Below are 23,183 nucleotides of genomic sequence, written 5' to 3'. Positions count from 1 at the left end.
GTCGTAGCCGAGCGTCGCATCAGCTCTGGCTCACCTTCGGCAGATAGTGATTGCCGACCACCTCGCCGAACGGCCCCGAAAGCGGGCCGCCCGCGCCCTTGCCCGAGCGACCCGGCAGCAGCGGAAACACGAGTTCCGCGAATCGGTAGGATTCCTCCAGATGCGGATAGCCCGACAAGATGAAGGTCTCGATGCCAAGGTCCGCATACTCCTGCATGCGCGCGGCCACCTGTTCCGGACTCCCGACCAGCGCCGTGCCCGCACCACCGCGCACGAGGCCCACGCCCGCCCACAGGTTCGGATACACCTCGAGGTCCTGGCGCGTGCCGCGCTTGCCGCCATGCAGCGCGGCCATGCGGCGCTGTCCTTCCGAATCCATTTTGCCGAACGCCGCCTGGGCGCGCGCCACGGTCTCGTCATCGAGACGGCTGATCAACTGGTCGGCGGCGCCCCACGCTTCTTCCTCGGTCTCGCGCACGATCACGTGCAGGCGGATGCCGAAGCGGATCGTGCGGCCATGCTCCGCCGCGCGCGCGCGAATGTCGGCGATCTTCTTCGCCACCGCTTCGGGCGGCTCGCCCCAGGTCAGATAGGTGTCGATATGCTCACCGGCCATCGCATGCGCGGCGGGCGACGAGCCGCCGAACCACAGCGGCGGATGCGGTTGCTGCACCGGGGGATACAGCACCTTGCCGCCCACCGAGCGCAGGTGCCGCCCCTCGAAGTCGATCGCCTCGTTCGTATGCGTGGCGGCAAGCAGCTTGCGCCAGATGTGCAGGAATTCGTCGGTGATTTCGTAGCGCGTGTCGTGATCGACAAAGAGGCCGTCGCCTTCCAGTTCGGCCGTGTCGCCGCCCGTCACCACGTTGATGAGCAGACGGCCGTTCGAAAGCCGGTCGAAAGTGGCGGCCATGCGCGCGGACAGCGCGGGCGATGACAGGCCCGGACGGATCGCCACGAGAAACTTCAGGCGCCGCGTGGCGGCGATGAGGCTCGACGCCACGACCCACGCGTCCTCGCACGAACGCCCCGTGGGCAGCAGGACGCCCTCGTAACCTAGCGTGTCGGCGGCGACGGCGATCTGCTGGAAATACGCGAGATCCGCGGCGCGCGCGCCTTCCGCCGTGCCCAGATAGCGACTGTCGCCGTGGGTCGGGATGAACCAGAACACATTCATGCGTTGCTCCTGCCTGCTATTCGAAATTCGAAAATCTGGAAAGGGTGAATGCCGCCATGCAACGGACGTGACGGCGCGCGAGCGCGCTACGCACGTGAGTGCGCCGCTCATGACAGAGTTGAAAGGAGTGACGGCAGACGGACTGCGCCAGCGCGTTCGCCCGGCGCTTCGCGGCGGCCGGCAACGGCGACGCCGTCTTCATGGGGAACCAGTCTAGGGACGGACCTCGCCCTTTAGAACGATTTTTTTGAGCTTAGGTTTTCCACTTTCGTGCTTTGCCCGACGCTTTAGCATACGGTGCGCCTCGCGCGCACCGCGCGCCGATATAATGGCGCTCGCACCCACAAAAACACCGGCACGGCGCGCAGGGCGCGCGTTCAGGCCACGCAATCTCTCGCACCATCTCATGCAAAAACTGATTCTGCCGTTCGTATCCGGCTTTCTGGCGTCGCTGTTCTTTCGCGAGGCGACGCTCGCGCTCCTGCACGCCGCGCAGGTCGTGGACGCGGCCGGTTTCTCGACGGCCCCATTCCAGCCGCTCGGGCTGCCCGAGTTCCTCGTCAATGCGATCTGGAGCGCCATCTGGGCCGTGCTGATGACGTGGCTGCTGCGCGTCTCGCCGTCGCGGCCCGCGCCGTGGGTTCAGGCCTTCGTGTTCGGCGGCATCGTGCTCACCGCGGCCATGGTGTTCGTCGTCGACCCGCTGCGCGGCATCTGGCCGAGCGGCAACATGCTGCCGCGCCTTGCCACGGGTTTCGCATCGAATGCGATGTGGGGCTGGGGCGCGCTCGTTTTCATGCGCGCCTTCATGAGCGAAACCGAGGACGACTGATTCCTCTCAGCTCTTAGCCCACGCGCCGCGCGTCATGCGCGGCGCATGCCTGACCTGCTTCTTCCCTGCTTTTTCCCGCCTTCCCCCGCTTTCCCTCTCCTCGCCTTGCCCCGCCGTCTCAGCCCGCCAGGTCGCGCAGCGGGTGCTCCGTCACGCTCCAGGGACTCTCGAACATCCGCTCGACATCGTCGCGGCGCACGTCCTCGATGCGGGCAAAACGCCAGCGCGGTTGATTGTCCTTGTCGATGATGCGCGCGCGGATGCCTTCCACCACGTCGCCCATGGCGAAGCTCGATCGCGTGAGATCGAGATCGCGCCGCAGGCAATCGGCCATCGTGCCTTCCGCGCGCGACACCACTTCGAGCGATACCGCCATCGAGAGCGGCGAGCGCTCGCGCAACACGCTCACGGTCCGGGCGGCCCACCCGGCCTCCGCGCCCTCTCCCGCGTCCGCGCGTTGTGCCGCTTCCAGCGACGCGAGCATGGCCGGCACGTCGGCCTGCGAAAAATGGCGGTCGATCCAGCCGCGCACGGCAGCCAGCGGCGAGCGCTCGGCAAGCTCGCGCGCGGCGTCGGCCGCCAGCGCCGCGCGGTGCACGGATGCCACCACCTCAGCGCCGCTCGCGAACCGCTCGCTTTCCAGCGCATCGAGCAACCCCGGCCATGCGGCTTCGTCGAGCACGGTGTCGGCGAGGCCCGCATAGAGCGCGCTCGCCTGATCGAGCGTCTCGCCCGTCACCGCAAGGTAGCGGCCGATCGCGCCAGGCGTTCGTGCGAGAAACCAGCCCATGCCCACGTCCGGAAAGAGGCCGATACGGGTCTCGGGCATCGCCATGCGCGTCGTCGCCCCCGCCAGCCGCAGCCCGCCCGTGCGATGCGCGCCCTGCGAAATCCCCATGCCGCCGCCCATCACCACGCCGTGCAGCAGTGCGATGTACGGCTTCGGGTAGGTAAAGATCGTGTGGTTGAGGCGGTACTCGTCGGTAAAGAACGTGTCGAGAGCGGCCTGATCGCCCGCGCGATACGACTCATAGAGAAAGCGGATGTCGCCGCCCGCGCAGAACGCGCGCGCGTGGCGCGAGCGCACGATCACCGCGAGCACACCGGAGTCGTTGCGCCATTGCTCCAGTGCGGCGAGCATGGTGCCGACCATGGCGGTGGTGAGCGCATTGAGCGCCTGCGGGCGCTCCAGTTCGATATAACCGATGCCGTTCGCCACGCGCGTGAGCACGTGCGGGTCGGCATCGGCGGAGGGAGAGCTTGCGGTGGCTTCGTGTGACATGGCGATGGAGAAGACGCGACAGGGCTTATGAGGCTATCACGAGGCCACGCCCGGCGTTTGCGACGCCGGCAGTGTGACTGATCCGCCTTGTGCGCCGAACCAGGCGTCGAGCGCGGCGTCGATCAACGGGCCCGGCGCCGAAGGCGCGAAGCCCGCGAGCGTGAGCATGACCACGCCATGCAGCGTCGCCCAGAGCGCCTGCGCGAGCGCCGTGCGATCGGCCGGCGCGCCGCTTGCCGGCGTCAGTTCGGCCAGCGTCGCGGCGAAGAGCGTCGCGCCGCAAACGTCTGCGACGCCCCCATCGGCTTCGCGTTCGACCTCGACTTCAGGCGCCGGCGGCACGCTTGCGGCGGCAGAGGCAGCGGCAGCGGCAGAGGCAGAAGCGCGAGCGCGTCGGGCGGGCGGCCCCACGTCGGGGGAGCGACGCTTGCGCGCCATGAAGATCAGTTCATACGTTTGCGCCTGATCGCAGCCAAACGCCACATAGGCATACGCGAGCGCATGAAGCCGCTCGCGCGCGTCGGCAATCTGCGCGCAGGGCTCCAGATGCGTGAGCAGTTGCGCATAGCCTTCGCGGCCGAGCGCCTGCGCGATCTCATCGCGCCCTTCGAAATAGAGGTAGAGCGAAGCCGGCGAGTAACCAATCGCGTCGGCGATCTTGCGCATCGAGAGCGCGGCAAAGCCATCGCGCAGGACAATACGGCGGGCGGCGTCGAGCATGCGTTCGCGCTGGTCGTGACGCGTGCGGGCGCGTGCTTCACGTTCCTTGCCGCGCTCCTTGCGCTCACTGGTATTCATGACGTGACTGAGGGCTGCGGCAGACTAAACATCCGGCGACGCGAGTTGCACGCGATGACGGACACAACAGCGAACACCGTTAGGACCACAAACGGCCCGGCGGGAAATGGCCGCTCTTGAGCAGCACCGGCGAGCCGTTGCTCAGTTCGAGGTGCGCGCGCGCCACGGCCTCGATGCGCGGGCGTCCCGCGTCGAATGCCTCCATCCACGCGTCGCGATTCGCGAGCAGCGCGCCGAAATGATCTTCGAGCGCCTCCACGGAAATCGCGCACGGCACAGGTGTGCCGTCAACCAGCGCGGCAAAGACCACGGTCAGATTCGAGTCACGATAGAGCGGCGCATCGGCAGGAAAACGGATAATCATGACCAGCCCCAGTGGGGAAACTCAGCGGAAAGGCTCTGTCCCCTGTGCACGACGCGGCGCACGGAGATAACCGCTCATATTACGCGCGATGCACAATGGCTGACACAAACGTGACCGCCCCGCCCACGCGCCGGACAATGCCGCGTGCGGCCGCGCCCTTTTCCCTGGACACGAGACCGATGACTCCCAAGCTGAACGGCCGATACTTCACAGGAAACGAGGAGATTCCCGAACCGCGGGCCGCGAGCCAATGGTTCCGTTACGCGCAGGAGCACGACATCGACATTGCGCGCGCGATCAGCCTGTGGGAGGACGCGGCCACGCTCAACGGCGATAGCAGCCGCGAGGCGGTGGCGGCGGCGGGCATCCGCATCGTGCCGCCCGACTGCTGAGACGCACCCCACCCGCACCGCCGGCTTTCAGTGCGCCTGCATCTTCGAAAACAGATTCAGCACGACCACGCCGGCCACGATCAAGCCGAGCCCGAGCACGGCCGGGAGGTCGGGCACCTGGCGATACAGCGCCATCGCGACGAGCGTGATGAGCACGATGCCCACGCCCGACCACACTGCATACACCACACCTACCGGCAAGCTGCGCAACGTGAGCGAGAGCCCATAGAACGCCACGCCGTAGCCCACCACGACAATCGCCGAGGGTGTGAGCCGCGTGAAGCCGTTCGAGGCGCGCAGCGCGGAAGTGGCGATCACTTCGGCGACGATCGAGATGGCGAGCCAGGTCCAGGGAGAAAGGCGCATCACGTCAGGCCTTCGCGAGCGCGAGCCGGCCATAGTCGACGTCGAGTTGCGCGCACAGCGCCTCGACGACGAGTTCGTGATCGGCGCGCTGCGGCAGGCCCGAAACCGTCACCGAACCGATGATGCCCGCGCCCGCCACGGCGAGCGGAAACGAGCCGCCATGCGGCGAGAACTCGGCGATGGACAGGCCATGCTTCTCGGCGAGCGTCGAGCCGGTCTGCTGCATGCGCAGGCCGATCGCATACGAGCTGCGGCGGAAATGCTCCACCACGCGCGACTTGCGGCGCACCCAGTCGGCGTTGTCGGGGGTGGCGCCGTCGAGCGCGCAGAAAAAGAGTGTTTGCCCGAAGGTGCGCACGTCGATGGCGACCGCGAGCGAGCGGGCGCGCGCGAGTTCGTGCAGATGCGAGCCGAGTTGCCAGGCGCGATCGGCGTCGAAACGGGGAAACACCAGCGCATGTTCCTGCGCGGCAATCGATTGCAGATCGAGGGCGATATCCATGGATGGAGCGATAGAGAAGCGCGAATGAAGCCAGCCGCGCGAATGGAAGGCAAGGCGCCGGCGCGCACGATGAACCCTGCGCCGACCGAGCCCCGATTCTATCCTGGCAGGTCGCGCAGCCGCCGCACGCGCGCTGTGCCATCAACAACGCGCCATCGTGCAATCGTTCTGCAACCGGGCGGAAAGGCAGTCGTCATTTAATTGTTGCGTTGCCGCGCGAACTGTCCTATAATCTTTTCTTCGACGGACGCGGGGTGGAGCAGTCTGGCAGCTCGTCGGGCTCATAACCCGAAGGTCGTAGGTTCAAATCCTACCCCCGCAACCAGCAGAATTCGAAAGGGTTACAGGTCAACGGCCTGTAACCCTTTTTCCGTTTACACGCGCAATTCGCTGCGCGATTCCCCCCGCCCTTGCCCTCTGCTTCGACCGCTTCCCGGCACGCGCCCGAGCGGTGATAAACTCGCATCACCCATCCCCCTATCGTGCCCATGAAATTCTGCTCGACTTGCGGTCAGGCGGTCAGCCTGCTCATTCCGCCCGGCGACAATCGCGAACGCTACGTCTGCTCGCACTGCGGCACCATCCACTACCAGAATCCGCGCAACGTGGTCGGCACGGTTCCCGTCTGGGAAGACAAGGTGCTGCTGTGCCGCCGCGCGATCGAGCCGCGCTACGGTTACTGGACACTGCCCGCCGGTTTCATGGAAATGGGCGAGACGACGGCCGAGGCCGCGGCGCGCGAAACGCTGGAAGAAGCCGGCGCGCGCGTCGAGGTGCAAAACCTCTTTTCGCTCCTGAACGTGCCGCGCGTGCACCAGGTGCATCTGTTCTATCTCGCGCGCCTGCTCGACATCGACATCGAAGCCGGTGAGGAAAGCCTCGAAGTGCGGCTGTTCGAAGAGCACGAGATTCCGTGGGACGACATCGCGTTCCCCACGGTCGGGCAGACCCTGCGCTTTTTCTTCGCCGATCGCCAGTCGGGCAGCTACGGGCTGCACACCGGCGACGTCCTGCGCTCGCTGCGCGACGGCTGATTGCTCTACTGACTGCGCCCGCCACGATGGTCCCCTGGCTCTCGCCCGACGACCCTTTTCCCGCCGTCGAGCGCGCGCTCGGCGCGTCGAGCGGCGCGCCGGGTTTGCTCGCCGCGAGCGCGGATCTGCTGCCCTCGCGCCTGATCGAGGCTTACCGGCGCGGCATCTTCCCGTGGTACTCCGACGGCCAGCCGGTGCTCTGGTGGAGCCCCGACCCGCGCATGATCCTGCGCCCCGACGAGTTCAAGGTTTCGCCTTCGTTCAGGAAAACGCTCAAGCGCGTGCTGCGTGAAGACGCATGGGAAATTCGCGTCGACGACAACTTCGCCGCCGTCATGCGCGCCTGCGCGAACGCGCCCCGGCGCGGCCAGCGCGGCACCTGGATCACCGCCGACGTGATCGACGCCTACTCCACCCTGCACCGCGTGGGCGACGCCCACAGCATCGAGGCCTGGCTCGACGGCGAGCGCGTGGGCGGGCTTTACGGCGTGTCGCTCGGCACGATGTTCTTCGGCGAATCGATGTTCGCCTCCGTCACCGACGCCTCGAAAATCGCGCTCGCGGCACTCATCGCGCATCTGCGCCGCCACGGCGTCGAGCTGATCGACTGCCAGCAGAACACCGCGCATCTCGCCTCGCTCGGCGGGCACGAAATCTCGCGCAAGGCGTTCATCGCTCACGTGCGCACGCACGTGAGCGCCGCGCCCATTCCCTGGAAGTTCGACAAAGCCGTGCTCGCCGATCTGCTCGGCGGCCGGGGCGCGCCCGACGAGTTCTTGCCCGCTGCATAAACGGCGCTGCACGCCTGTTGACCGGCGGCGTGCACACGCGCGACAGGCCGTGCAATTCGATGGAAACATGTTCGGCGTCAATGTTAGACTGAAGTTAGAACCCGTCGCCGCCCCTGTTGGCATGCCGCGTGCACCGCGCCCGGCGACGATCCGAACTGCTACGAGAGCTGCCAACGTGACGCATCCAAACGAGCTGCCGCTTTCACCGCTTTCCGCGCTGCAATTCTATGCAACGGCGCCTTACCCCTGTAGCTATCTGGAGGGGCGTATCGCGCGTTCACAGGTGGCTACGCCCAGCCATCTCATCAATTCCGACGTTTATACCGATCTCGTGAAGGCCGGCTTCCGGCGCTCGGGCGTGTTCACCTATCGGCCCTATTGCGACGGCTGCCGCGCCTGCGTGCCGGTGCGCGTGCCCGTCGAGCGCTTCGTGCCCAACCGCACCCAGCGCCGCGCGTGGAAGCGCCATGGCGCACTCGTCGCGACGGTAGCGCCGCTGCACTACGACGAAGCCCACTACGCGCTCTACATGCGCTACCAGTCCGCGCGCCACGCAGGCGGCGGCATGGACCGCGACAGCCGCGACCAGTACGAGCAGTTCCTGCTGCAAAGCCGGATCAATTCGCGGCTCGTGGAATTTCGCGAGCCCGATCCGCAGCATCCCGACGAGCCCGGCCTGCTGCGCATGGTGAGCATGATCGACATCCTCGGCGACGGGCTCTCCTCGGTGTACACGTTCTTCGATCCCGACGCGCAGCACACGAGCTACGGCACCTACAACATCCTCTGGCAGATCGAGCAGGCGCGCAGCCTTCAATTGCCTTGCGTCTATCTCGGCTACTGGATTCGCGAGAGCCCGAAGATGGCGTACAAGGCGCGCTTCCAGCCGCTCGAAGGCCTGTTCGACGGCGCATGGGCCGCGCTCGCGCCCGAAGCCTGAGCGAAAGCCGGGCCGCAGCGGCTCACCCGGCGCATCGCCCTGGCCCGGCGTTACCGCTAAAATAGCGGGTTCCCATTTTCCGGCGCCTGCGCCTCCTTCCCGTGTTCAGCACCCTTTATCCGTTCGTCCGCGACCAGCTCTTTCGCATGGACGCCGAAGACGCCCACCATCTGTCGCTGCGCATGATCGGCGCCGCCGGCCGCACCGGCATGGCCGGCCTCATCGCGCCGCGCGTGCCCGACGCGCCGCGCACCGTCATGGGCCTCACCTTCCGCAATCCCGTGGGTCTCGCCGCGGGTCTCGACAAGGAAGGCGCCGCCATCGACGGTTTCGCCGCGCTCGGCTTCGGCTTCATCGAGGTGGGCACGGTGACGCCGCGCCCGCAGCCGGGCAATCCGCGTCCGCGCATTTTCCGGCTGCCGCAGGCGGGCGGCATCATCAACCGGATGGGGTTCAACAATCACGGCGTCGAGCAGTTCGTGAAGAACGTGCAGGCCGCGCGCTATCGCGGCATTCTCGGCCTGAACATCGGCAAGAACGCCGACACGCCGATCGAGCGCGCCGCCGACGACTACCTCTTCTGCCTCGAACGCGTCTATCCGTTCGCGAGCTACGTGACGATCAACATCTCGTCGCCGAATACGAAGAACCTGCGCCAGTTGCAAGGCGGCGGCGAACTCGACGCCCTGCTCGCGGCACTCAAGAACAAGCAGCAGCGCCTGGCCGACATGCACGGCAAGCTCGTGCCGCTCGCGCTGAAGATCGCGCCCGACCTCGACGACGAGCAGATCAAGGAAATCGCCGACACGCTCCTGCGCCACAAGATCGAAGGCGTGATCGCGACCAACACCACGCTCTCGCGCGCAGCCGTGGAAGGCATGCCGAATGCGAACGAAACGGGCGGCCTTTCGGGGCGCCCCGTGTTCGAGGCATCGAACAACGTGATTCGCAAGCTGCGTGCCGAACTGGGCGACCAGGTGCCGATCATCGGCGTGGGCGGCATCTTCTCGGGCGACGACGCGCGCGCGAAGATCGCGGCGGGCGCCTCGCTCGTGCAGGTGTATACGGGCTTCATCTACCGCGGCCCTGCCCTCGTTGCCGAATGCGCGCGGGCGCTGGCCTCGGGCCGTGCGTGAAGCTATAGTGGCAGGCTAGTCACGGCGCATCGGAGGCGCTGTGCGCTAGCACAGTATTTGACACGACTGCGCGAAGCAGCAGAACAAGAGGACAACATGAAATCCGGTTTGCTGAAGAAACTCTTTGCACTCGCAATCGTCGGCGCATCGTTCGTCGCGGCGAGCGCCCACGCCGATGACCTGCTCGACCAGGCGAAAGCGCGCGGCACGCTGCGCATCGGCCTGGAAGGCACCTTCCCCCCGTTCAACTCGAAGGCGCCCAACGGCGAACTGATCGGCTATGACGTCGACATCGCCCGTGCCGTGGCCGCGAAAATGGGCCTGAAGCCCGAGTTCGTCACGACCGAGTGGAGCGGCATCATCGCCGGCCTCCAGGCGGGCAAGTTCGACGTGATCGTCAACCAGGTGGGCGTGACCGACCAGCGCAAGGCCGTGCTCGACTTCTCGCCGGCGTACACGTATTCGGCCGCGCAGCTCATCCAGCGCAAGGACGACACGCGTGCGTTCAAGACGCTCGATGACCTCAAGGGCAAGAAGCTGGGCGTCGGTCTCGGCACCAACTACATGGACATGGCGAAGTCGGTGCCCGGCATCGACGTGAAGACCTATCCGGGCGCGCCCGAGTATCTGCGCGACCTGGCCGCCGGGCGTCTGGACGCGGCGCTCAACGACCGCCTCATGCTCGCCTATCTGCTGAAGAACTCGCAGTTGCCGCTGCGCACGGGCGCCATTGTCGGCAACGGCAATCCTTCGGCGATTCCGTTCAAGAAGGGCAATCCGAAGTTCGCCAAGGCGATCGACGACGCCATGACGCAGCTCGAAGCCGACGGCACGTTCACGAAGATCTCGGACAAGTGGTTCGGCATCGACGTGACCAAGCCGATCTCGCAGTGATCCCGCAATGATCCTGAGCGCCGCACAGCCCGGCTGACGCGAAGGGCGGCATCGCACGATGCCGCCCTTCGCACATGGACGGCCCCATGCAAACCGCGCCACCTCACCTCGTTACCTACGCCCATGCCCATCTATACGCTCATCATCCAGTCGCTGCCGGTGCTCGCACAGGGCGCGGTGCTGACGGTCAAGTTCGCCGTGCTTTCGATGATCTTCGGGCTGATCGGCGGCGCCGTGCTCGCGCTCATGGGCATCAGCTCGAACCGCGCGCTCGTGTTCATCGCGCGCGTGTACGTGAGCCTGATGCGCGGCACGCCGCTGCTCGTGCAGATCTTCGTCATTTATTACGGATTGCCGAGCATCGGCATCTCGCTCGATCCGACGCCGGCCGGCGTGATCGCGCTTTCGGCGAACGTGGCGGCGTATCTCTCGGAGAGCATGCGCGGCGCGATTCTCGGCATTCACAGCGGCCAGTGGCTCGCGGCGTATAGCCTCGGCCTCTCGCGACGCCAGACGCTGCGCTACGTGATCGCACCGCAGGCGCTGCGCATTGCCGTGCCGAGTCTTTCGAACAGCCTCATCAGCCTCATCAAGGATACGTCGCTCGTTTCGGTCATCACCGTGACGGAGCTCTTGCGCAGTGCGCAGGAAATCATCGCTTCGACGTATCAGCCGCTGCCGCTCTATCTCGCGGCGGCCGCCGTTTATTGGGTGCTGTGCCAGGTGCTCGAATGGGTACAGCGCTGGTACGAAAAGCGTCTCGCACTACCCTCGCGTCACTGAGCGCCTGCCGGGTCGATAACCGGCGAACGCACTCACAAGCGGCCCGCACATGCGGGCCGTTTCTTTTTCACTCGCAGGGAAAGCGCAGTCCGAGCGTTGCGCGCGCGGCGTCCGCCATCGCGAGCATGCGGCGCGACGTGTCGTGCGTCATCACCGGGCTCTCCAGCGCGCCCGCACGCAGCAACTCGCAAAAGTGCGCGGTCTCGTAGTTCAGGCCGCCGCCTTCGAACGGCTCGTCGAGTTCGACAACGCGGCCATCTGTGTAACGCACCGTCGCGCGCGCCGGATTCCACCAGTTGGCATGAATCGTCACGTTGCCTAGCGGGCCCGCCAGCAACGCGTCGCCATAGCCGTGCAGATCGAGCCCGCAAAATAGCTGCGCAATACCGTGCTCGTGCTGGCAGTTCAGGCTCGCGAACGTGTCCACGCCACTCGCGCCAAGGCGCCCGACGGTCTGCACCTCGCGCGGCGCGCCGAGCCAGTCCACGGCGAGAAACATTTCATACACGCCGATGTCGAGCAGCGCCCCGCCCGCCTGCTCGAACGAAAACGAGGGATGGTCGGCCGGCACGTTCGCGACGGAACACCCGGCGCGCACGAGGCCGACCGGCCCGATCGGATCGGCGGCCAGATGGGCGCGCAATGCGCGATAGAGGGGATAGAACGGCGGCTTCATCGCCTCCATGAAGAGGCGCTGGGCGCGGCTCGCGGCATCGAGCACGCGTTCGAGCTGCGCGCCGTTGACCGTGGCCGGTTTTTCGCACAACACGGGCAGACCGGCCTCGAGCGCGGCAATCGCGTAGTGCGCGTGACTGTCCTGCATCGTGGCGATATAAACGGCGTCGATGCCGCTCGCAAAGAATGCTTCGAGGCTCTCGCAAGCCTGCGCGCCGCAGGTGCCGGCGAGCGCCTGCGCGGTTTCAATGCGCCGCGACCAGACCGCCTCGACGCGTGCATTGTGCACGTGCGCGACGCCCTGTGCGAAGCGGTGCGCAATGCGTCCCGCGCCGACGATGCCCCAGCGTATCGTTTGTGTTTCGCTCATGTGATGCGTGCTCCGGCTGTGAGGTCCAGGGCGCGCCGCACAGCACGCGGCAGGCCCAAAGACACGCACGATACCGGCACGCCACGCGCGCCGCAATGCGTCCGCATCAACATAGGCGCGGCGCCCGCCTGAAGCGGCGCGCCCCATGCGCACGACGCGTCAGCGCTGCTCCAGCGCCTCGGGCGCGAGCGCCCGCATGAGTTCGTCGGCCGTGTACTCGATCATCGCCAGCGCCGCCGCTTCGGCCTCCTTGGGCGCGCGCCGCTCGATCGCGTCGACCACGCGTTCGTGCGCGGCGACGACATTCTGCCAGCCGCCGTCGCGAGCATTGAGGATCGGGTTGACGAGCGATAGCGCGCCGCGAATGATCGCCGCCATCTGCTGATAAAACTGATTGCCGCTCGCCGCGAGAATCCGCGTGTGCAGCAACGCGTCGGCGCTCTGGAAGTTCGGGTCGTCGGTGCTCGTCTGGCGCAGCGCCTCGAACGCCTCGCGTATGCCGGCAATATCCGCCGCGCTCGCGCGCGCGGCGGCGAGCGCGCATGCCGCCGGCTCGATCAGGCCGCGAAACTCGATCACGTCGCGCAAGAACGTCTTGTCGGGCTTCGCGCGAAAGCGCCAGTTCACGACGTCCTCGTCGATCATGCGCCAGTCGCGCATGGGCCGGATGCGCGTGCCGATTTTCGGCCGCACATCGAGCATGTGGCGCGCGAGCAGCATGGAGAGCGCCTCGCGCATCACCGTGCGGCTTACGTCGAACTCCTTCGAAAGGACATCCTGCGGCGGCAGCACGGCGCCGTACCGCTCCTCGACGATGCCTGAAATCAGCCCGTCCATCACCTTGCTGACGAGCGAGCGTTCCTTGTTCCCCAGTTCCATGACCCTTACCCCCCCCGATGCGGCGTTATCGCCCTGTTAGCCGGTTACTGCGCGGGCCCTCGTGCGTCGTCGAACTTATGTGGTACGTTGCCATGCGAACTGCATAATTCGCCAGCCAGGATATCTCCTGACGTGAGGCTTGCTTCATAAACGTATCGTTCGTACTGACGCGTGCTGCGGCGGCCCTTGCGCGCTACGATTGCAGTGCTTTTTGCTGCTTTTGTAAGGCGACTGTATGTATCGCCCGCTTACTTCAACCGAACCCTGCGCTTCATTCGGCAGTCCCTGGCAGTGCATATGCAGCGATGGCGGCGTGGATGTTTCTTTCCCGCACGCTTTTCAGCGCGCGTTCACGCGCGCGCTTGCATCGATGCGTCTGCCTATCGTTGTATCCGGCCATACTGATCGTCGAAACGCACGATGTCGTCCTCGCCGAGATAGCCGCCCGACTGGACCTCGATGATCTCCAGCGCCGTCTTGCCCGGATTCTCCAGCCGGTGCTTCACGCCAAGCGGAATGTAAGTGGACTCGTTTTCCGAGAGCAGGAACACTTCGTCGCCGCGCGTCACGCGCGCCGTGCCGCGCACGACAGTCCAGTGCTCGGCGCGGTGATGATGCATTTGCAGCGAAAGGCAGCCGCCGGGCTTCACGACGATGCGCTTGACCTGGAAGCGCTCGCCGTGATCGAGCGAGTCGTAACAGCCCCATGGCCGCTCCACGCGGCGGTGGTGCTGCGCGATCTCGCTGCGCTGCTCCCTGAGCTTGCTCACCACCGCCTTCACGTCCTGCACGCGATCCTTGGCCGCGACGAGCACCGCGTCGGCCGTCTCGACCACCACCACGCCGTGCACGCCCACGCACGCAACGAGCCGCCCGTCCGAATGCGCGAACGTGTCGGTCACGTCCTCGAAAATCACGGGCCCGCGCGCGACGTTGCCGCTCGCGTCCTTGTTCGACACTTGCCACACCGCGTCCCACGCACCGACATCGGACCAGCCCGCGACCATCGGCACGACCACGCCCGCAAGCCGCGCGTCCGACCCCACCGACTCCATCACGGCATAGTCGATCGAATCGGACGGGCACGCGGCCAGCGCCGCGGCATCGAGATGCACGGTGCCGTCGGCGTCGACGGCAGCCGACTCGAACGCCGCCGCGCACTGCGCCGCGATGGCGGGCCGGCAATACGCGATGGCGGCAAGCCACACCGATGCGCGCACCACGAAAATGCCGCTGTTCCAGAGGTAATCGCCGGAAGCGACGTAACGCGCCGCCAGCTCCGCGTCGGGCTTTTCCACGAAGCGCTCGATGCGGCGCGCGCCGCTCGCGCCGAGCGCCACGCCCGCGCCGATATAGCCGTAACCGGTTTCCGCGCGCTGCGGCGGCACGCCCAGCGTGACGATCGCGCCGCGCGCCGCGTACGTGACCGCCTCTTCGAGCGCGGCGGCAAAGGCGGCGCGATCGGCAATCAGATGATCGGCGGGCATGGCGACCAGCACTGGGTCGCTGTCGCATGCGGCGCCTGCGCCTTCACGGGCGAGCGCCGACTCGCATTCGGCGCGCGCGGCAAGCGCGGCCACCGTCAACGCGGGCGCGGTATTGCGCGCGACCGGCTCCAGCACGACACGCGCCGCCATGCTGCTGCGGGCGAGCCGGTCGAGCGTCATGAGCCGCAACTCCTCGCTGCTCACCACAACGGGCGCCGCCTTGCGCACGGCCGCCCCCGCCTGCGCGTATACGCCGTCGAGCCGCCGCACGGTCGCTTCGAGCAACGACTCGCCATCGAGCAGATCGATCAACTGTTTCGGACAGTGCTCGCGAGATAACGGCCAGAGCCGCGTGCCCGAACCGCCGGCCAGCACGACAGGCTGAACGACGAGCGCGACTTCGCCTTCATTGGCTGCGGCGATCAAGCTCGCAGGCGTCACGACCTGGTTCATGCAGGGAACTCCCCGATCAATAGGAATCGTCACGGCATGGTCACGTTCAGTGGCGTCTCGCCCGAGGCTTCGCGCCTTCCGAACCACGTCTTGCGGTCCACGTTTTGCGGTCCATTTACGGACCTCATTGGAGCAAACCTGGCTGCGGCATTCTGTACGCATACCCACACTGATCGATGGCATGCCGCCCCACACTGCCGGTCACGGCGCGACGTTTCACAGCCGAACGCTTTTTCGCCGGCGCGGGACGCGCAATGACAGAAGTGAATCAAAATCGTCGCGTTTTTCCGGGCGCGCTCCACGCCCTCGCAAGTCGCCGCTTATTGATGTTTCAGCGAGGAGCCATTTCTGAAACCCCGGTCCCGCCGATAAATACATCAATAAAATCAATCAGTTAAATGTTGCAAAAATTCACTGCGCGCGGCGGGGGCACGCACCATGGCCGTACAAAACTGAAACAAAAATGCGGTGTTACGCCGCAGCGCGGCATGCGCGCCTCGCGCAGAGCCGCATGCACGCTTGCTCTGCCATCAACTGGCACACACCCTGCTATAGAAAGATCGCCACACAAGCGCAAACGCGGACAACCAAGATCGCGGACGCAAAGCGGGACTATGGGGCCGGCACGTCGAACACCAAAGCCGTACGGGAAACGGCAGACAACAACGAGTTCGACGAACGGAATCAAAAAACAGGAGGCGGCCAGCGCCGCCTCGCACGAGGACCAGTCATGTTAACCCTTCAATCCGATCTTCACGGCAACCATTTGCTGGGCGCCCTCCCGTCGCATGAATGGCAGGCTCTCGCCCCGCATCTCGAACTCGTTCATCTGCGCACCGAACAACTGCTGTGCGATTCCGGCCAGCGCATTCATCACGTGTACTTTCCGACGACCGCAATCATCTCCTTGCTCTCGACGATGGAAGACGGCAGCTCGGTCGAAATTGCCGCGGTGGGCCGCGAAGGCATGACGGGCGTGCCCGTGCTCACCGGCGGCGAAACGATGCCGAACCGCGTACAGGTCCAGTGCGCGGGCTTCGCCTACCGCATGAGCGCGCCAAGCCTCAAGCAGCAGTTCGCGCGCTCGGATTTCCTGCGCCGCCTCATGCTGCTCTACATGCATGCGCTGCTCACCCAGGTCGCGCAGACGGCCGCCTGCAACCGTCACCATTCGCTTAGCAAGCAGTTGTGCCGCTGGCTGCTGATCGAAGTGGATCGCGTCGCGTCCAACGATCTCTCGGTCACGCAGCAACTGATCGCCGACATGCTCGGCGTGCGCCGCGAAGGCATTACCGAGGCGGCCGGCAAGCTGCACGACGAAGGCCTGATCCACCATAGCCGCGGCCATATTCGCGTGCTCGATCGCAAGGGGCTCGAAGCGCGCGCCTGCGAATGCTACGGGCTCGTGAGCCGCGAGTTCGAACGGCTGCTGCCGCGCTTGCGCCAGGCGGAAACGGTCGAATGACCTCACGCTCGCGGCCCGTGCCGCGAGCGCGTCTCTTGCGCAATCTCTGCGAGCAAGGCGTGCCCGTGGCGGCACGCTTTGGCGTTTGCTCCGCGCAAACAGGGCATCGGCCATTTCGCAGCGTTCGGTGACGGGATCAGACATCGCACAGGATAACGAATCAATTCTGGATCGATACGTCAGCAGGAGAAAACAGCGCGTGCGCTCCTGCATGACCGGATTCAATGGGCAGTCGACGTGCTCGCCTGGGCAAGCGGCAATGGCGGAAGCTTCTCGCGTTCGCGCACGAACGGATCGGTCGGCTCCTGAAGCCTCGGCGCCGGGCTCGTGTCCGCGTTGCGCAGTTGCACGGGCGAGCCGTCGTTCTTCGCGACCTTGCGGTTTTCGCCGCACGGGTGGTCGGTCATCGCGGCAGCCTCGCGGAAGTCGTCTTCCTGGCACATGATGTTGAAGGCAATGTCCTTGCGATCCATGCGCCATGCCACGGCGGCGTTCAGCCGCTTGTTGCAGTCCAGATCCTTGATGGTGCCCGCGGCCGTCGCGCCGACACCCACCACCGACACCGCCGCCGATATGCTGCCCCAGCAGGTTTCGGTCACCGAAGCCGTGAGGCCGGGCGCATAGACCGTGGGCGTGGTGCGCACGTCATAGGAGCCGTGATAGGTCACGTCCGAAGCGCCGCCGCTCGGGAGCACAACGGTGTTCGAGACGGTGCTCGTCTGGCTCGACGTGGAAGTGGTGCCCGACGTCATCGTCGGCGTGGTCTGAGCCCAGGCAGCACCTGCAAACAGCAACACCCCGGCAACGGCAATTTTTTGTTTAAGCTTGCTCATCGATATCTCCGTGAACGGAAAGGGGGCCGCGCCCCCCTTCCGACGCGCTAGTGAACGGCTGACGCGTTGCGCTTTACCAGCGCAGGCCGCCCGTGAGCGAACCCGCGCCGCCCGCGGCGAGGATGCCGACAGCGCCGTCGGCGTTGGCCGTGCCCGAGCCCTGTGCGCCAGCCGTCGACGAGAAGCCCGAACCGCCGTAGCTGCCGCTCGAACCGTTAAACGACGTGTTGATGACCGACGAGTTGAAGTTCTGCGAACCCGACTGCGTGGCGCTCGTGAAGCCCAGCGTGGACGAATTCTGGCTCGTGGTCGTCGTGCCGGTCTGGCCGACGGCGCCGTTGGCCACCTGGCCATACGTCTGCGTGTTGCCGGTTTGCGTGCCATAGCTCGAACCGAACGTGAGGCTGGCGTTCGAGAACGACTGGTTGCCTTGCGACACCGTCGCATCGATATGACCCGGCACCGACAGCGTCGAGTTGAAGTTGCCGTTGACCGACGACGTCGAGTTCGACGTCAGCGCCGTTGCGCCAAAGCCCACGCCACCTGCGCCCACCGCCGACGTGGTCGACGACGACGGTGCGCTCACCGAACCCGGACCGCCCGCGAAAGCGGCAGCCGAACCGAGGGAGAGCATGGCGGCGAGCGAAATGGCTTGAATCTTGTTCATGATTTTGGTCTTCCTGATAAAACAGGGGAACGTTGGATGAATACGCCCGCACACCCCCTGATAGCGCGGATGCATTTAACACGACTTCAATTGCAACGGAAAAAGCCCGAATTAACGGCGCGCAAAATCCCCGCGGACCGACCCGTTATTGAGTCGCCCGTCAAAATCGAATTACCCGATTTAAATTCGTGCGCCGATCGTCATTTTGCGTATTCGCGCAAAATGACCAATCAAACAGAATTGAAAGCCTGGGAACCGGAAGGGAATGCCCCGTGAAATTCTGCGTGCTTCGCGGACCTCATTGAATAGCAGTCCGATACAAATCGCCTACCACCAGCTGTTGTCATTGCTTCCCCGTGTACCGCGCGGCACGCGCTCTCTTTGATCAGGCGCGCCGGGAGACAGAAACCCACGGGCCGACGCGCTCTCGCGCGCTCCGCCCTTCCCCTGTCCGGCTGCTTCTACGTCTCTTTTAGCGAACCACTTGCATAACGTCGCCGGACGGTGAATTTATATCTCAGATGGTAAGAGCATTGCTACGCCATTCACACGTTTTATGTGCGGTGCTCAACGTAAGGGAATGCCGGCGCCTTGAATTTCCGATTTCGCTTTCAGAAATTATTCAAAAGGGATTTGATGCGCGGATTGGCTGCGATGGCAACCCATCTCGGAAAATCGCGTTATTTTAATGATTAATGGCGGCATTCCGTTCGGCAGGCCACGCAGGCCCGCCGGAAAAAAGAGCGGCAGCGTACAGGCAAAATCGGCCAAAACCCGGCAAAGCCTGCTCGCCCGGTTTTGGCCGCGACAACTGCCGCTCGCGCGAGACCCGTCAGGCCTTGCGGTACTGAATGCGCTCTACGCCGGTTTCGCCGCCGAGCAGGCACAGGTCCGCGCCGCGTGCGGCGAACAGACCCACCGTGACCACGCCCGGCCACGCATTGACGTGCGCTTCGAGCGTGCGCGGGTCGCTGATGCGCAGGCCCTTCACGTCGAGGATCTCGTTGCCGTTGTCGGTGATAAAGGGCGAGCCGTCTTTCTGCACGCGCAGCACCGGCACGCCGCCGAGCGCGGTGACCCGGCGGCCAATGGCCGTGCGCGCCATCGGCACGACTTCGATGGGCAGCGGGAACTGGCCGAGCACCTCGACGCGCTTGCTCGCGTCGGCGATACAGACGAACACGTCCGAGACCGAAGCGACGATCTTTTCGCGCGTGAGCGCGCCGCCGCCGCCCTTGATCATCGCGCCCGCGCCGTCGATTTCATCGGCGCCGTCCACGTACACGGGCAGCGAGTCGATCTCGTTCAGGTCGAAAATCTTGAAGCCGTGCGCTTCGAGGCGCGCGGTGGTGGCGACAGAACTCGACACGGCGCCGCGATAGCGGCTCTTGCTCGCGGCAAGCGCGTCGATAAAGCAGTTTGCGGTGGAGCCCGTGCCAACGCCGATCACGGCGCCTTCCGGCACGTTCGCGTTGACATAGTCGGCGGCCGCCTGGCCGACCAGTTGCTTGAGTTCGTCTTGAGTCATGGGAGTACAGCCCGAGGAGGAAAAAAACGCGGAATCCGCATAGTTTACCGGAGTTGCGGGCGCAGGCCGCCCGCAACCCGCAGGAACGCGCCCGCTCAGCGCGCGGCGGAACGCTGGCGCACGGCCTCGAACAGGCACACGCCCGACGCCACGGAGACGTTCAGGCTCTCGACCGTGCCCGCCATCGGAATGCACATGACTTCGTCGCAGGTTTCGCGCGTGAGGCGGCGCATGCCCTCGCCTTCCGCGCCCAGCACGAGCGCGACGGGGCCGTCGAGCTTGGTCTCGTAGAGGCCCGCGGTCGCGTCGCCCGCCGTGCCCACCACCCACACGCCCGCCTCCTTGAGCTCGCGCAGCGCGCGCGCCAGGTTGGTCACGGTGATGTAGGGCACGGTGTCGGCCGCGCCGCTCGCCACCTTCGCGGCCGTGGCGTTCAAGCCCACGGCGCGGTCGCGCGGGGCGATCACCGCATGCGCGCCGGCCGCGTCGGCCACGCGCAGGCACGCGCCGAGATTGTGCGGATCGGTCACGCCGTCGAGCACGAGCAGGAGCGGCGAGCCCTGGATGCCGTCGAGCAGTTCGGCGAGATTCTGCGCAAGCGGCAGATCGTGCACGCGCGCGACCACACCCTGGTGGCGCTCCGTGTGCGCGAGGCCCCACAGGCGCGTTTCATCGGCTGCGATCACGCGCGCGCCCGCTTCCTTCGCGGCGTGCAGGAAGTCCTGCATGCGGCGGTCACGGCGCGTCGGATCGTAGTAGACATCCTCGACCGTGGACGCGTCGTGCCGCAAGCGTGCGGTCACCGCATGAAACCCGTAAAGAACCTTGAGACGTGACATGACTGAGACAACCCCTGATGAACGGTTTGCGGCGCAGACACTGCACCGCATACAACGATGATGCTGCCGGCCGCGCTGCGGCCCGGCGCATGCGGGTCGTGCCCGCATGTGAAAAAACCGGGCGCGCGCACGGCGGCGCGGCCCGGACAGGAAACGGCGGCGGAGCGCATCACGCGCCCCGCATGGCGCTCAGCGCTTCTTGCGCGACGGCTGCTTCTTGGCCGTCGGCTTGGGGGCCGAGCGTTTTTTCGCGGTCTTGGCCGCCCCGCGCGCGGCGCGTGCTTCCTTTACCGCGACGCTCGGCGCAGGCGCGGCTCGCTTCTGGCGCGCGGCGTCGCCGCCAGGCAGCGCGCGCAGGCGCGGACCGCCGTCGCTACCGCCCTTGTCGGCCAGCATCGGCCGGTTCCCGCCCGGTTTCACGGGCGTGTCGCGCACGAGCCGGAAGTCGATCTTGCGGGCGTCGAGATCCACGCGGCTCACCTGCACGCGCACGCGGTCCGAGAGGCGATAGCGAATGCCGGTGCGCTCGCCGCGCAGTTCATTCTTGATCTCGTCGTACTGGAAATAGTCCGAGCCCAGTTCCGTCACATGCACGAGACCTTCGATGAAGAGCGCGTCGAGCTGCACGAAAATGCCGAACGACGTCACGCCGCTCACCATGCCGCCATATTCCTCGCCGAGCTTGTCGCGCATGAAGTAGCACTTGAGCCAGGCCTCCACGTCGCGCGAGGCTTCGTCGGCGCGGCGCTCGTTCGCCGAGCAATGCAGGCCCAGCTCTTCCCAGATCGCCGTGTTGCCGCCGCGATTGCGGCGCGGGCCGCGCTTCTCTTCGTCCTCGGCCTGCAACGCGCGGGCGCGCGGCGACAGCGCGGTGTTGAGCTCGACGCCCTCGGGCGCCTGCGGCTGGTACTTCTTGCCTTGCAGGATCGCGTAGATCGCGCGGTGCGTGAGCAGGTCGGGATAGCGGCGAATCGGGCTCGTGAAGTGCGCATAGGCCTCGTACGCGAGACCGAAGTGGCCGATGTTGTCCGGGCTGTACACCGCTTGCTGCATCGAGCGCAGCAGCATGGTTTGCAGCATCTGCGCGTCGGGCCGGTCGCGGATGTGTGCCATCAGCGCGGCGTAGTCGCTCGCGTGCGGCGTGTCGCCGCCGCCGAGCGAAAGGCCCATGCCGCGCAGGAAGGTGCGCAGATTCTCGAGCTTCTCCGCGCTCGGCCCCGCGTGCACCCGGTACAGGCCCGGATGCTTGTGGCGCTTCATGAAGTCCGCCGCGCACACGTTGGCGGCGAGCATGCACTCCTCGATCAGCTTGTGCGCGTCGTTGCGCTGGCGCGGCACGATCTGCTCGATCTTGCCCTGCGCGTTGCAGACGATATACGTTTCAGTCGTGTCGAAGTCGATCGCGCCACGCTTCTGGCGCGCGGCGAACAGCGCCTTGTACACGCCGTAGAGGTTCTGGAGCTGCGGCAGCAGCGCCGCGCGGCGCGTGGCTTCCGGACCCTTCGTGTTGGTGAGCACCGCCGCGACTTCGGTATAGGTGAGTCGCGCGGCCGAGTGCATGACGCCCGGATAGAACTGGTACGCCTTGATCTCGCCGCGCGCGGTGATGACCATGTCGCACACGAGCACGCAGCGATCCACATGCGGGTTGAGCGAGCAAAGCCCGTTCGAGAGCTTCTCGGGCAGCATCGGAATCACGCGGCGCGGGAAGTACACCGAGGTGCTGCGCTCGATCGCGTCGATGTCGAGCCCGGTGCCGGGCAGCACATAGTGCGAGACGTCGGCGATCGCGACGATCAGGCGGAAGCCCTCGCCCTTGCCGACCTGCATCGGTTCGCAATACACGGCGTCGTCGAAGTCGCGCGCATCCTCGCCGTCGATCGTGACGAGCGGCACGTCGCGCAGATCCACGCGGTAACGAATGTCGGTGGGACGCACGGCGTCCGGCAGCTTCGCGGCTTCGTCGAGCGCGGGCTTGCTGAACTCGTGCGGCACGCCGTACTTGCGCACGGCGATCTCGATCTCCATGCCGGGATCGTCGATGTCGCCGAGCACCTCCACCACGCGCCCAAGCGGCTGTGAGTGGCGGCTCGGGAAATCGGTGAGCTCGACGACCACGACCTGGCCGACCTTCGCCTTCTTCGGATTCTGCGTGATGAGAATGTCGTGGCCGATACGCTTGTCTTCGGGCGCGGCGATCAGCGCGCCGTTCTCGTTGAGCAGGCGCCCGATCACGCTGCGGTTCGCGCGGTCCGTGACTTCGACGATATGCCCTTCCGGGCGCCCGCGCCGGTCATAGCCGACGATGCGCGCAAGCACGCGGTCGTTGTGCATGACCTTCTGCATCTCGCCTTGCGGCAGGAACAGATCGTCCTGGCCGTCGTCGCGGATGAGGAAACCGTAGCCGTCGCGATGGCCCTGCACGCGGCCGGCGACGAAATTCGAGGGATGCGCGAGCTGGTAGTGGCCACGCGAGTCGAGCCGGATCTGCCCGTCGCGCTCCATGGCGGCGAGCCGTCTGAAGAACCCTTCGCGCTCCTGGCGCTTGATGGCGAGCGCCTCGGCGATATCGTTCGCGGTGCAAGGCGAGTCGCTGGTCCGCAGCACGCCGAGGATCTCTTCGCGGCTGGGAATCGGATACGGATATTTGCTCAAGGGCTTGTCGATGGTTGTTCTCGTTGCGTGGACGTCGGATT

The 23,183-nt window shown here is 66.0% G+C and carries 24 protein-coding genes and 1 tRNA gene; 11 read left to right on the top strand and 14 right to left on the bottom strand.

Annotated elements, in window-relative coordinates:
• Positions 1 to 19: 19 nt before the first annotated feature.
• Entirely contained in the window at positions 20 to 1,177 is a 1,158-nt protein-coding gene (gene ssuD, locus C7402_RS35005) for an FMNH2-dependent alkanesulfonate monooxygenase (RefSeq protein WP_116613815.1), read from the bottom strand.
• A 406-nt stretch (positions 1,178 to 1,583) separates the two neighbouring features.
• On the opposite strand from ssuD, the gene C7402_RS35000 reads away from it, so the two are divergent.
• Positions 1,584 to 2,009: a hypothetical protein gene (locus C7402_RS35000; protein ID WP_112174676.1), complete on the top strand. Its 426-nt coding sequence runs from the start codon at positions 1,584 to 1,586 to the stop codon at positions 2,007 to 2,009.
• 118 nt (positions 2,010 to 2,127) lie between these two features.
• Here C7402_RS35000 and C7402_RS34995 read toward each other — a convergent pair whose 3' ends face one another.
• The 3 genes from C7402_RS34995 to C7402_RS34985 all read right to left on the bottom strand — a co-directional run bounded on the left by C7402_RS34995 (position 2,128) and on the right by C7402_RS34985 (position 4,453).
• Positions 2,128 to 3,291 (bottom strand): enoyl-CoA hydratase/isomerase family protein, encoded by a 1,164-nt coding sequence (locus C7402_RS34995; protein ID WP_116613814.1) that lies wholly within the window; start codon positions 3,289 to 3,291, stop codon positions 2,128 to 2,130.
• Between the two features lie 36 nt (positions 3,292 to 3,327).
• Complete coding sequence (locus C7402_RS34990) at positions 3,328 to 4,089, bottom strand: TetR/AcrR family transcriptional regulator (protein ID WP_116613813.1); 762 nt, start codon at positions 4,087 to 4,089, stop codon at positions 3,328 to 3,330.
• Positions 4,090 to 4,168: 79 nt separating this feature from the next.
• Positions 4,169 to 4,453 carry a DUF1488 family protein gene (locus C7402_RS34985; RefSeq protein WP_116613812.1) on the bottom strand — a complete coding sequence of 95 codons (285 nt, stop codon included), beginning with the start codon at positions 4,451 to 4,453 and terminating at the stop codon, positions 4,169 to 4,171.
• Between the two features lie 179 nt (positions 4,454 to 4,632).
• Here C7402_RS34985 and C7402_RS34980 point away from each other — a divergent pair, with 179 nt between their 5' ends.
• Entirely contained in the window at positions 4,633 to 4,845 is a 213-nt protein-coding gene (locus C7402_RS34980) for a hypothetical protein (RefSeq protein ID WP_112174680.1), read from the top strand.
• Positions 4,846 to 4,872: 27 nt separating this feature from the next.
• Here C7402_RS34980 and C7402_RS34975 read toward each other — a convergent pair whose 3' ends face one another.
• Complete coding sequence (locus C7402_RS34975; protein ID WP_116613833.1) at positions 4,873 to 5,211, bottom strand: DMT family transporter; 339 nt, start codon at positions 5,209 to 5,211, stop codon at positions 4,873 to 4,875.
• 4 nt (positions 5,212 to 5,215) lie between these two features.
• The gene (locus C7402_RS34970) at positions 5,216 to 5,713 is read right to left on the bottom strand and encodes a heme-degrading domain-containing protein (RefSeq protein WP_116613811.1); all 498 of its coding nucleotides are present in this window, start codon (positions 5,711 to 5,713) and stop codon (positions 5,216 to 5,218) included.
• 248 nt (positions 5,714 to 5,961) lie between these two features.
• On the opposite strand from C7402_RS34970, the gene C7402_RS34965 reads away from it, so the two are divergent.
• The 7 genes from C7402_RS34965 to C7402_RS34935 all read left to right on the top strand — a co-directional run bounded on the left by C7402_RS34965 (position 5,962) and on the right by C7402_RS34935 (position 11,291).
• Positions 5,962 to 6,038, top strand: a tRNA-Met gene (locus tag C7402_RS34965).
• Positions 6,039 to 6,201: 163 nt separating this feature from the next.
• Positions 6,202 to 6,747, top strand: coding sequence for an NUDIX hydrolase (locus tag C7402_RS34960; RefSeq protein ID WP_112174683.1), 546 nt, complete (start codon positions 6,202 to 6,204; stop codon positions 6,745 to 6,747).
• 26 nt (positions 6,748 to 6,773) lie between these two features.
• Positions 6,774 to 7,538 carry a leucyl/phenylalanyl-tRNA--protein transferase gene (gene aat, locus C7402_RS34955; protein ID WP_116613810.1) on the top strand — a complete coding sequence of 255 codons (765 nt, stop codon included), beginning with the start codon at positions 6,774 to 6,776 and terminating at the stop codon, positions 7,536 to 7,538.
• Between the two features lie 175 nt (positions 7,539 to 7,713).
• Positions 7,714 to 8,478: an arginyltransferase gene (locus C7402_RS34950; protein ID WP_116613809.1), complete on the top strand. Its 765-nt coding sequence runs from the start codon at positions 7,714 to 7,716 to the stop codon at positions 8,476 to 8,478.
• A gap of 101 nt (positions 8,479 to 8,579) precedes the next feature.
• Positions 8,580 to 9,614 carry a quinone-dependent dihydroorotate dehydrogenase gene (locus C7402_RS34945; protein WP_112174686.1) on the top strand — a complete coding sequence of 345 codons (1,035 nt, stop codon included), beginning with the start codon at positions 8,580 to 8,582 and terminating at the stop codon, positions 9,612 to 9,614.
• 96 nt (positions 9,615 to 9,710) lie between these two features.
• A complete protein-coding gene (locus tag C7402_RS34940) occupies positions 9,711 to 10,508 on the top strand; it encodes a transporter substrate-binding domain-containing protein (RefSeq protein ID WP_116613808.1) in 798 nt (265 codons plus the stop codon).
• Between the two features lie 123 nt (positions 10,509 to 10,631).
• Positions 10,632 to 11,291: an amino acid ABC transporter permease gene (locus C7402_RS34935; RefSeq protein ID WP_116613807.1), complete on the top strand. Its 660-nt coding sequence runs from the start codon at positions 10,632 to 10,634 to the stop codon at positions 11,289 to 11,291.
• Positions 11,292 to 11,358: 67 nt separating this feature from the next.
• Here the strand turns inward: C7402_RS34935 and C7402_RS34930 are convergent, their stop codons facing one another.
• The 3 genes from C7402_RS34930 to C7402_RS34920 form a co-directional block, all read right to left on the bottom strand.
• Positions 11,359 to 12,336 carry a Gfo/Idh/MocA family protein gene (locus C7402_RS34930; RefSeq protein WP_116613806.1) on the bottom strand — a complete coding sequence of 326 codons (978 nt, stop codon included), beginning with the start codon at positions 12,334 to 12,336 and terminating at the stop codon, positions 11,359 to 11,361.
• A gap of 159 nt (positions 12,337 to 12,495) precedes the next feature.
• On the bottom strand, positions 12,496 to 13,215 hold the full coding sequence (locus tag C7402_RS34925; RefSeq protein WP_112174690.1) for a FadR/GntR family transcriptional regulator: 720 nt from the start codon (positions 13,213 to 13,215) through the stop codon (positions 12,496 to 12,498).
• Positions 13,216 to 13,595: 380 nt separating this feature from the next.
• Positions 13,596 to 15,155, bottom strand: coding sequence for a mannose-1-phosphate guanylyltransferase/mannose-6-phosphate isomerase (locus C7402_RS34920; protein WP_112174691.1), 1,560 nt, complete (start codon positions 15,153 to 15,155; stop codon positions 13,596 to 13,598).
• Between the two features lie 730 nt (positions 15,156 to 15,885).
• On the opposite strand from C7402_RS34920, the gene C7402_RS34915 reads away from it, so the two are divergent.
• The gene (locus C7402_RS34915; protein ID WP_112174692.1) at positions 15,886 to 16,620 is read left to right on the top strand and encodes a Crp/Fnr family transcriptional regulator; all 735 of its coding nucleotides are present in this window, start codon (positions 15,886 to 15,888) and stop codon (positions 16,618 to 16,620) included.
• Positions 16,621 to 16,841: 221 nt separating this feature from the next.
• Here C7402_RS34915 and C7402_RS34910 read toward each other — a convergent pair whose 3' ends face one another.
• Complete coding sequence (locus C7402_RS34910; protein ID WP_112174693.1) at positions 16,842 to 17,453, bottom strand: hypothetical protein; 612 nt, start codon at positions 17,451 to 17,453, stop codon at positions 16,842 to 16,844.
• Between the two features lie 73 nt (positions 17,454 to 17,526).
• Positions 17,527 to 18,120: a hypothetical protein gene (locus C7402_RS34905; protein ID WP_112174694.1), complete on the bottom strand. Its 594-nt coding sequence runs from the start codon at positions 18,118 to 18,120 to the stop codon at positions 17,527 to 17,529.
• Between C7402_RS34905 and C7402_RS46530 the strand changes: the two genes are divergently transcribed.
• Complete coding sequence (locus C7402_RS46530; protein WP_133254611.1) at positions 18,106 to 18,396, top strand: hypothetical protein; 291 nt, start codon at positions 18,106 to 18,108, stop codon at positions 18,394 to 18,396. The genes C7402_RS34905 and C7402_RS46530 overlap by 15 nt on opposite strands.
• 556 nt (positions 18,397 to 18,952) lie before the next feature.
• On the opposite strand, the gene rpiA is transcribed toward C7402_RS46530, so the two are convergent.
• The 3 genes from rpiA to rnr all read right to left on the bottom strand — a co-directional run bounded on the left by rpiA (position 18,953) and on the right by rnr (position 23,142).
• Complete coding sequence (gene rpiA, locus C7402_RS34900; protein WP_112174695.1) at positions 18,953 to 19,648, bottom strand: ribose-5-phosphate isomerase RpiA; 696 nt, start codon at positions 19,646 to 19,648, stop codon at positions 18,953 to 18,955.
• A 95-nt stretch (positions 19,649 to 19,743) separates the two neighbouring features.
• On the bottom strand, positions 19,744 to 20,487 hold the full coding sequence (gene rlmB / locus C7402_RS34895; RefSeq protein ID WP_116613805.1) for a 23S rRNA (guanosine(2251)-2'-O)-methyltransferase RlmB: 744 nt from the start codon (positions 20,485 to 20,487) through the stop codon (positions 19,744 to 19,746).
• A 189-nt stretch (positions 20,488 to 20,676) separates the two neighbouring features.
• Positions 20,677 to 23,142, bottom strand: a complete 2,466-nt coding sequence (gene rnr, locus C7402_RS34890; RefSeq protein ID WP_112174791.1) for a ribonuclease R — start codon at positions 23,140 to 23,142, stop codon at positions 20,677 to 20,679.
• Between the last annotated feature and the right edge of the window lie 41 nt (positions 23,143 to 23,183).

This window comes from Paraburkholderia unamae (genome assembly GCF_003096875.1).
Classification (GTDB): domain Bacteria; phylum Pseudomonadota; class Gammaproteobacteria; order Burkholderiales; family Burkholderiaceae; genus Paraburkholderia; species Paraburkholderia unamae.
Note: the sequence above shows the minus strand (reverse complement) of the source record. Positions and strands in the feature narration are given on the sequence as shown.

Excerpts from the sequence above, each read along its gene's own strand:
- ssuD (WP_116613815.1), bottom strand. The coding sequence starts at position 1,177 with ATGAATGTGTTCTGGTTCATCCCGACCCACGGCGACAGTCGCTATCTG.
- C7402_RS35000 (WP_112174676.1), top strand. The coding sequence starts at position 1,584 with ATGCAAAAACTGATTCTGCCGTTCGTATCCGGCTTTCTGGCGTCGCTG.
- C7402_RS34995 (WP_116613814.1), bottom strand. The coding sequence starts at position 3,291 with ATGTCACACGAAGCCACCGCAAGCTCTCCCTCCGCCGATGCCGACCCG.
- C7402_RS34990 (WP_116613813.1), bottom strand. The coding sequence starts at position 4,089 with ATGAATACCAGTGAGCGCAAGGAGCGCGGCAAGGAACGTGAAGCACGC.
- C7402_RS34985 (WP_116613812.1), bottom strand. The coding sequence starts at position 4,453 with ATGATTATCCGTTTTCCTGCCGATGCGCCGCTCTATCGTGACTCGAAT.
- C7402_RS34980 (WP_112174680.1), top strand. The coding sequence starts at position 4,633 with ATGACTCCCAAGCTGAACGGCCGATACTTCACAGGAAACGAGGAGATT.
- C7402_RS34975 (WP_116613833.1), bottom strand. The coding sequence starts at position 5,211 with ATGCGCCTTTCTCCCTGGACCTGGCTCGCCATCTCGATCGTCGCCGAA.
- C7402_RS34970 (WP_116613811.1), bottom strand. The coding sequence starts at position 5,713 with ATGGATATCGCCCTCGATCTGCAATCGATTGCCGCGCAGGAACATGCG.
- C7402_RS34960 (WP_112174683.1), top strand. The coding sequence starts at position 6,202 with ATGAAATTCTGCTCGACTTGCGGTCAGGCGGTCAGCCTGCTCATTCCG.
- aat (WP_116613810.1), top strand. The coding sequence starts at position 6,774 with ATGGTCCCCTGGCTCTCGCCCGACGACCCTTTTCCCGCCGTCGAGCGC.
- C7402_RS34940 (WP_116613808.1), top strand. The coding sequence starts at position 9,711 with ATGAAATCCGGTTTGCTGAAGAAACTCTTTGCACTCGCAATCGTCGGC.
- C7402_RS34935 (WP_116613807.1), top strand. The coding sequence starts at position 10,632 with ATGCCCATCTATACGCTCATCATCCAGTCGCTGCCGGTGCTCGCACAG.
- C7402_RS34930 (WP_116613806.1), bottom strand. The coding sequence starts at position 12,336 with ATGAGCGAAACACAAACGATACGCTGGGGCATCGTCGGCGCGGGACGC.
- C7402_RS34925 (WP_112174690.1), bottom strand. The coding sequence starts at position 13,215 with ATGGAACTGGGGAACAAGGAACGCTCGCTCGTCAGCAAGGTGATGGAC.
- C7402_RS34920 (WP_112174691.1), bottom strand. The coding sequence starts at position 15,155 with ATGAACCAGGTCGTGACGCCTGCGAGCTTGATCGCCGCAGCCAATGAA.
- C7402_RS34915 (WP_112174692.1), top strand. The coding sequence starts at position 15,886 with ATGTTAACCCTTCAATCCGATCTTCACGGCAACCATTTGCTGGGCGCC.
- C7402_RS34910 (WP_112174693.1), bottom strand. The coding sequence starts at position 17,453 with ATGAGCAAGCTTAAACAAAAAATTGCCGTTGCCGGGGTGTTGCTGTTT.
- C7402_RS34905 (WP_112174694.1), bottom strand. The coding sequence starts at position 18,120 with ATGAACAAGATTCAAGCCATTTCGCTCGCCGCCATGCTCTCCCTCGGT.
- rpiA (WP_112174695.1), bottom strand. The coding sequence starts at position 19,648 with ATGACTCAAGACGAACTCAAGCAACTGGTCGGCCAGGCGGCCGCCGAC.
- rlmB (WP_116613805.1), bottom strand. The coding sequence starts at position 20,487 with ATGTCACGTCTCAAGGTTCTTTACGGGTTTCATGCGGTGACCGCACGC.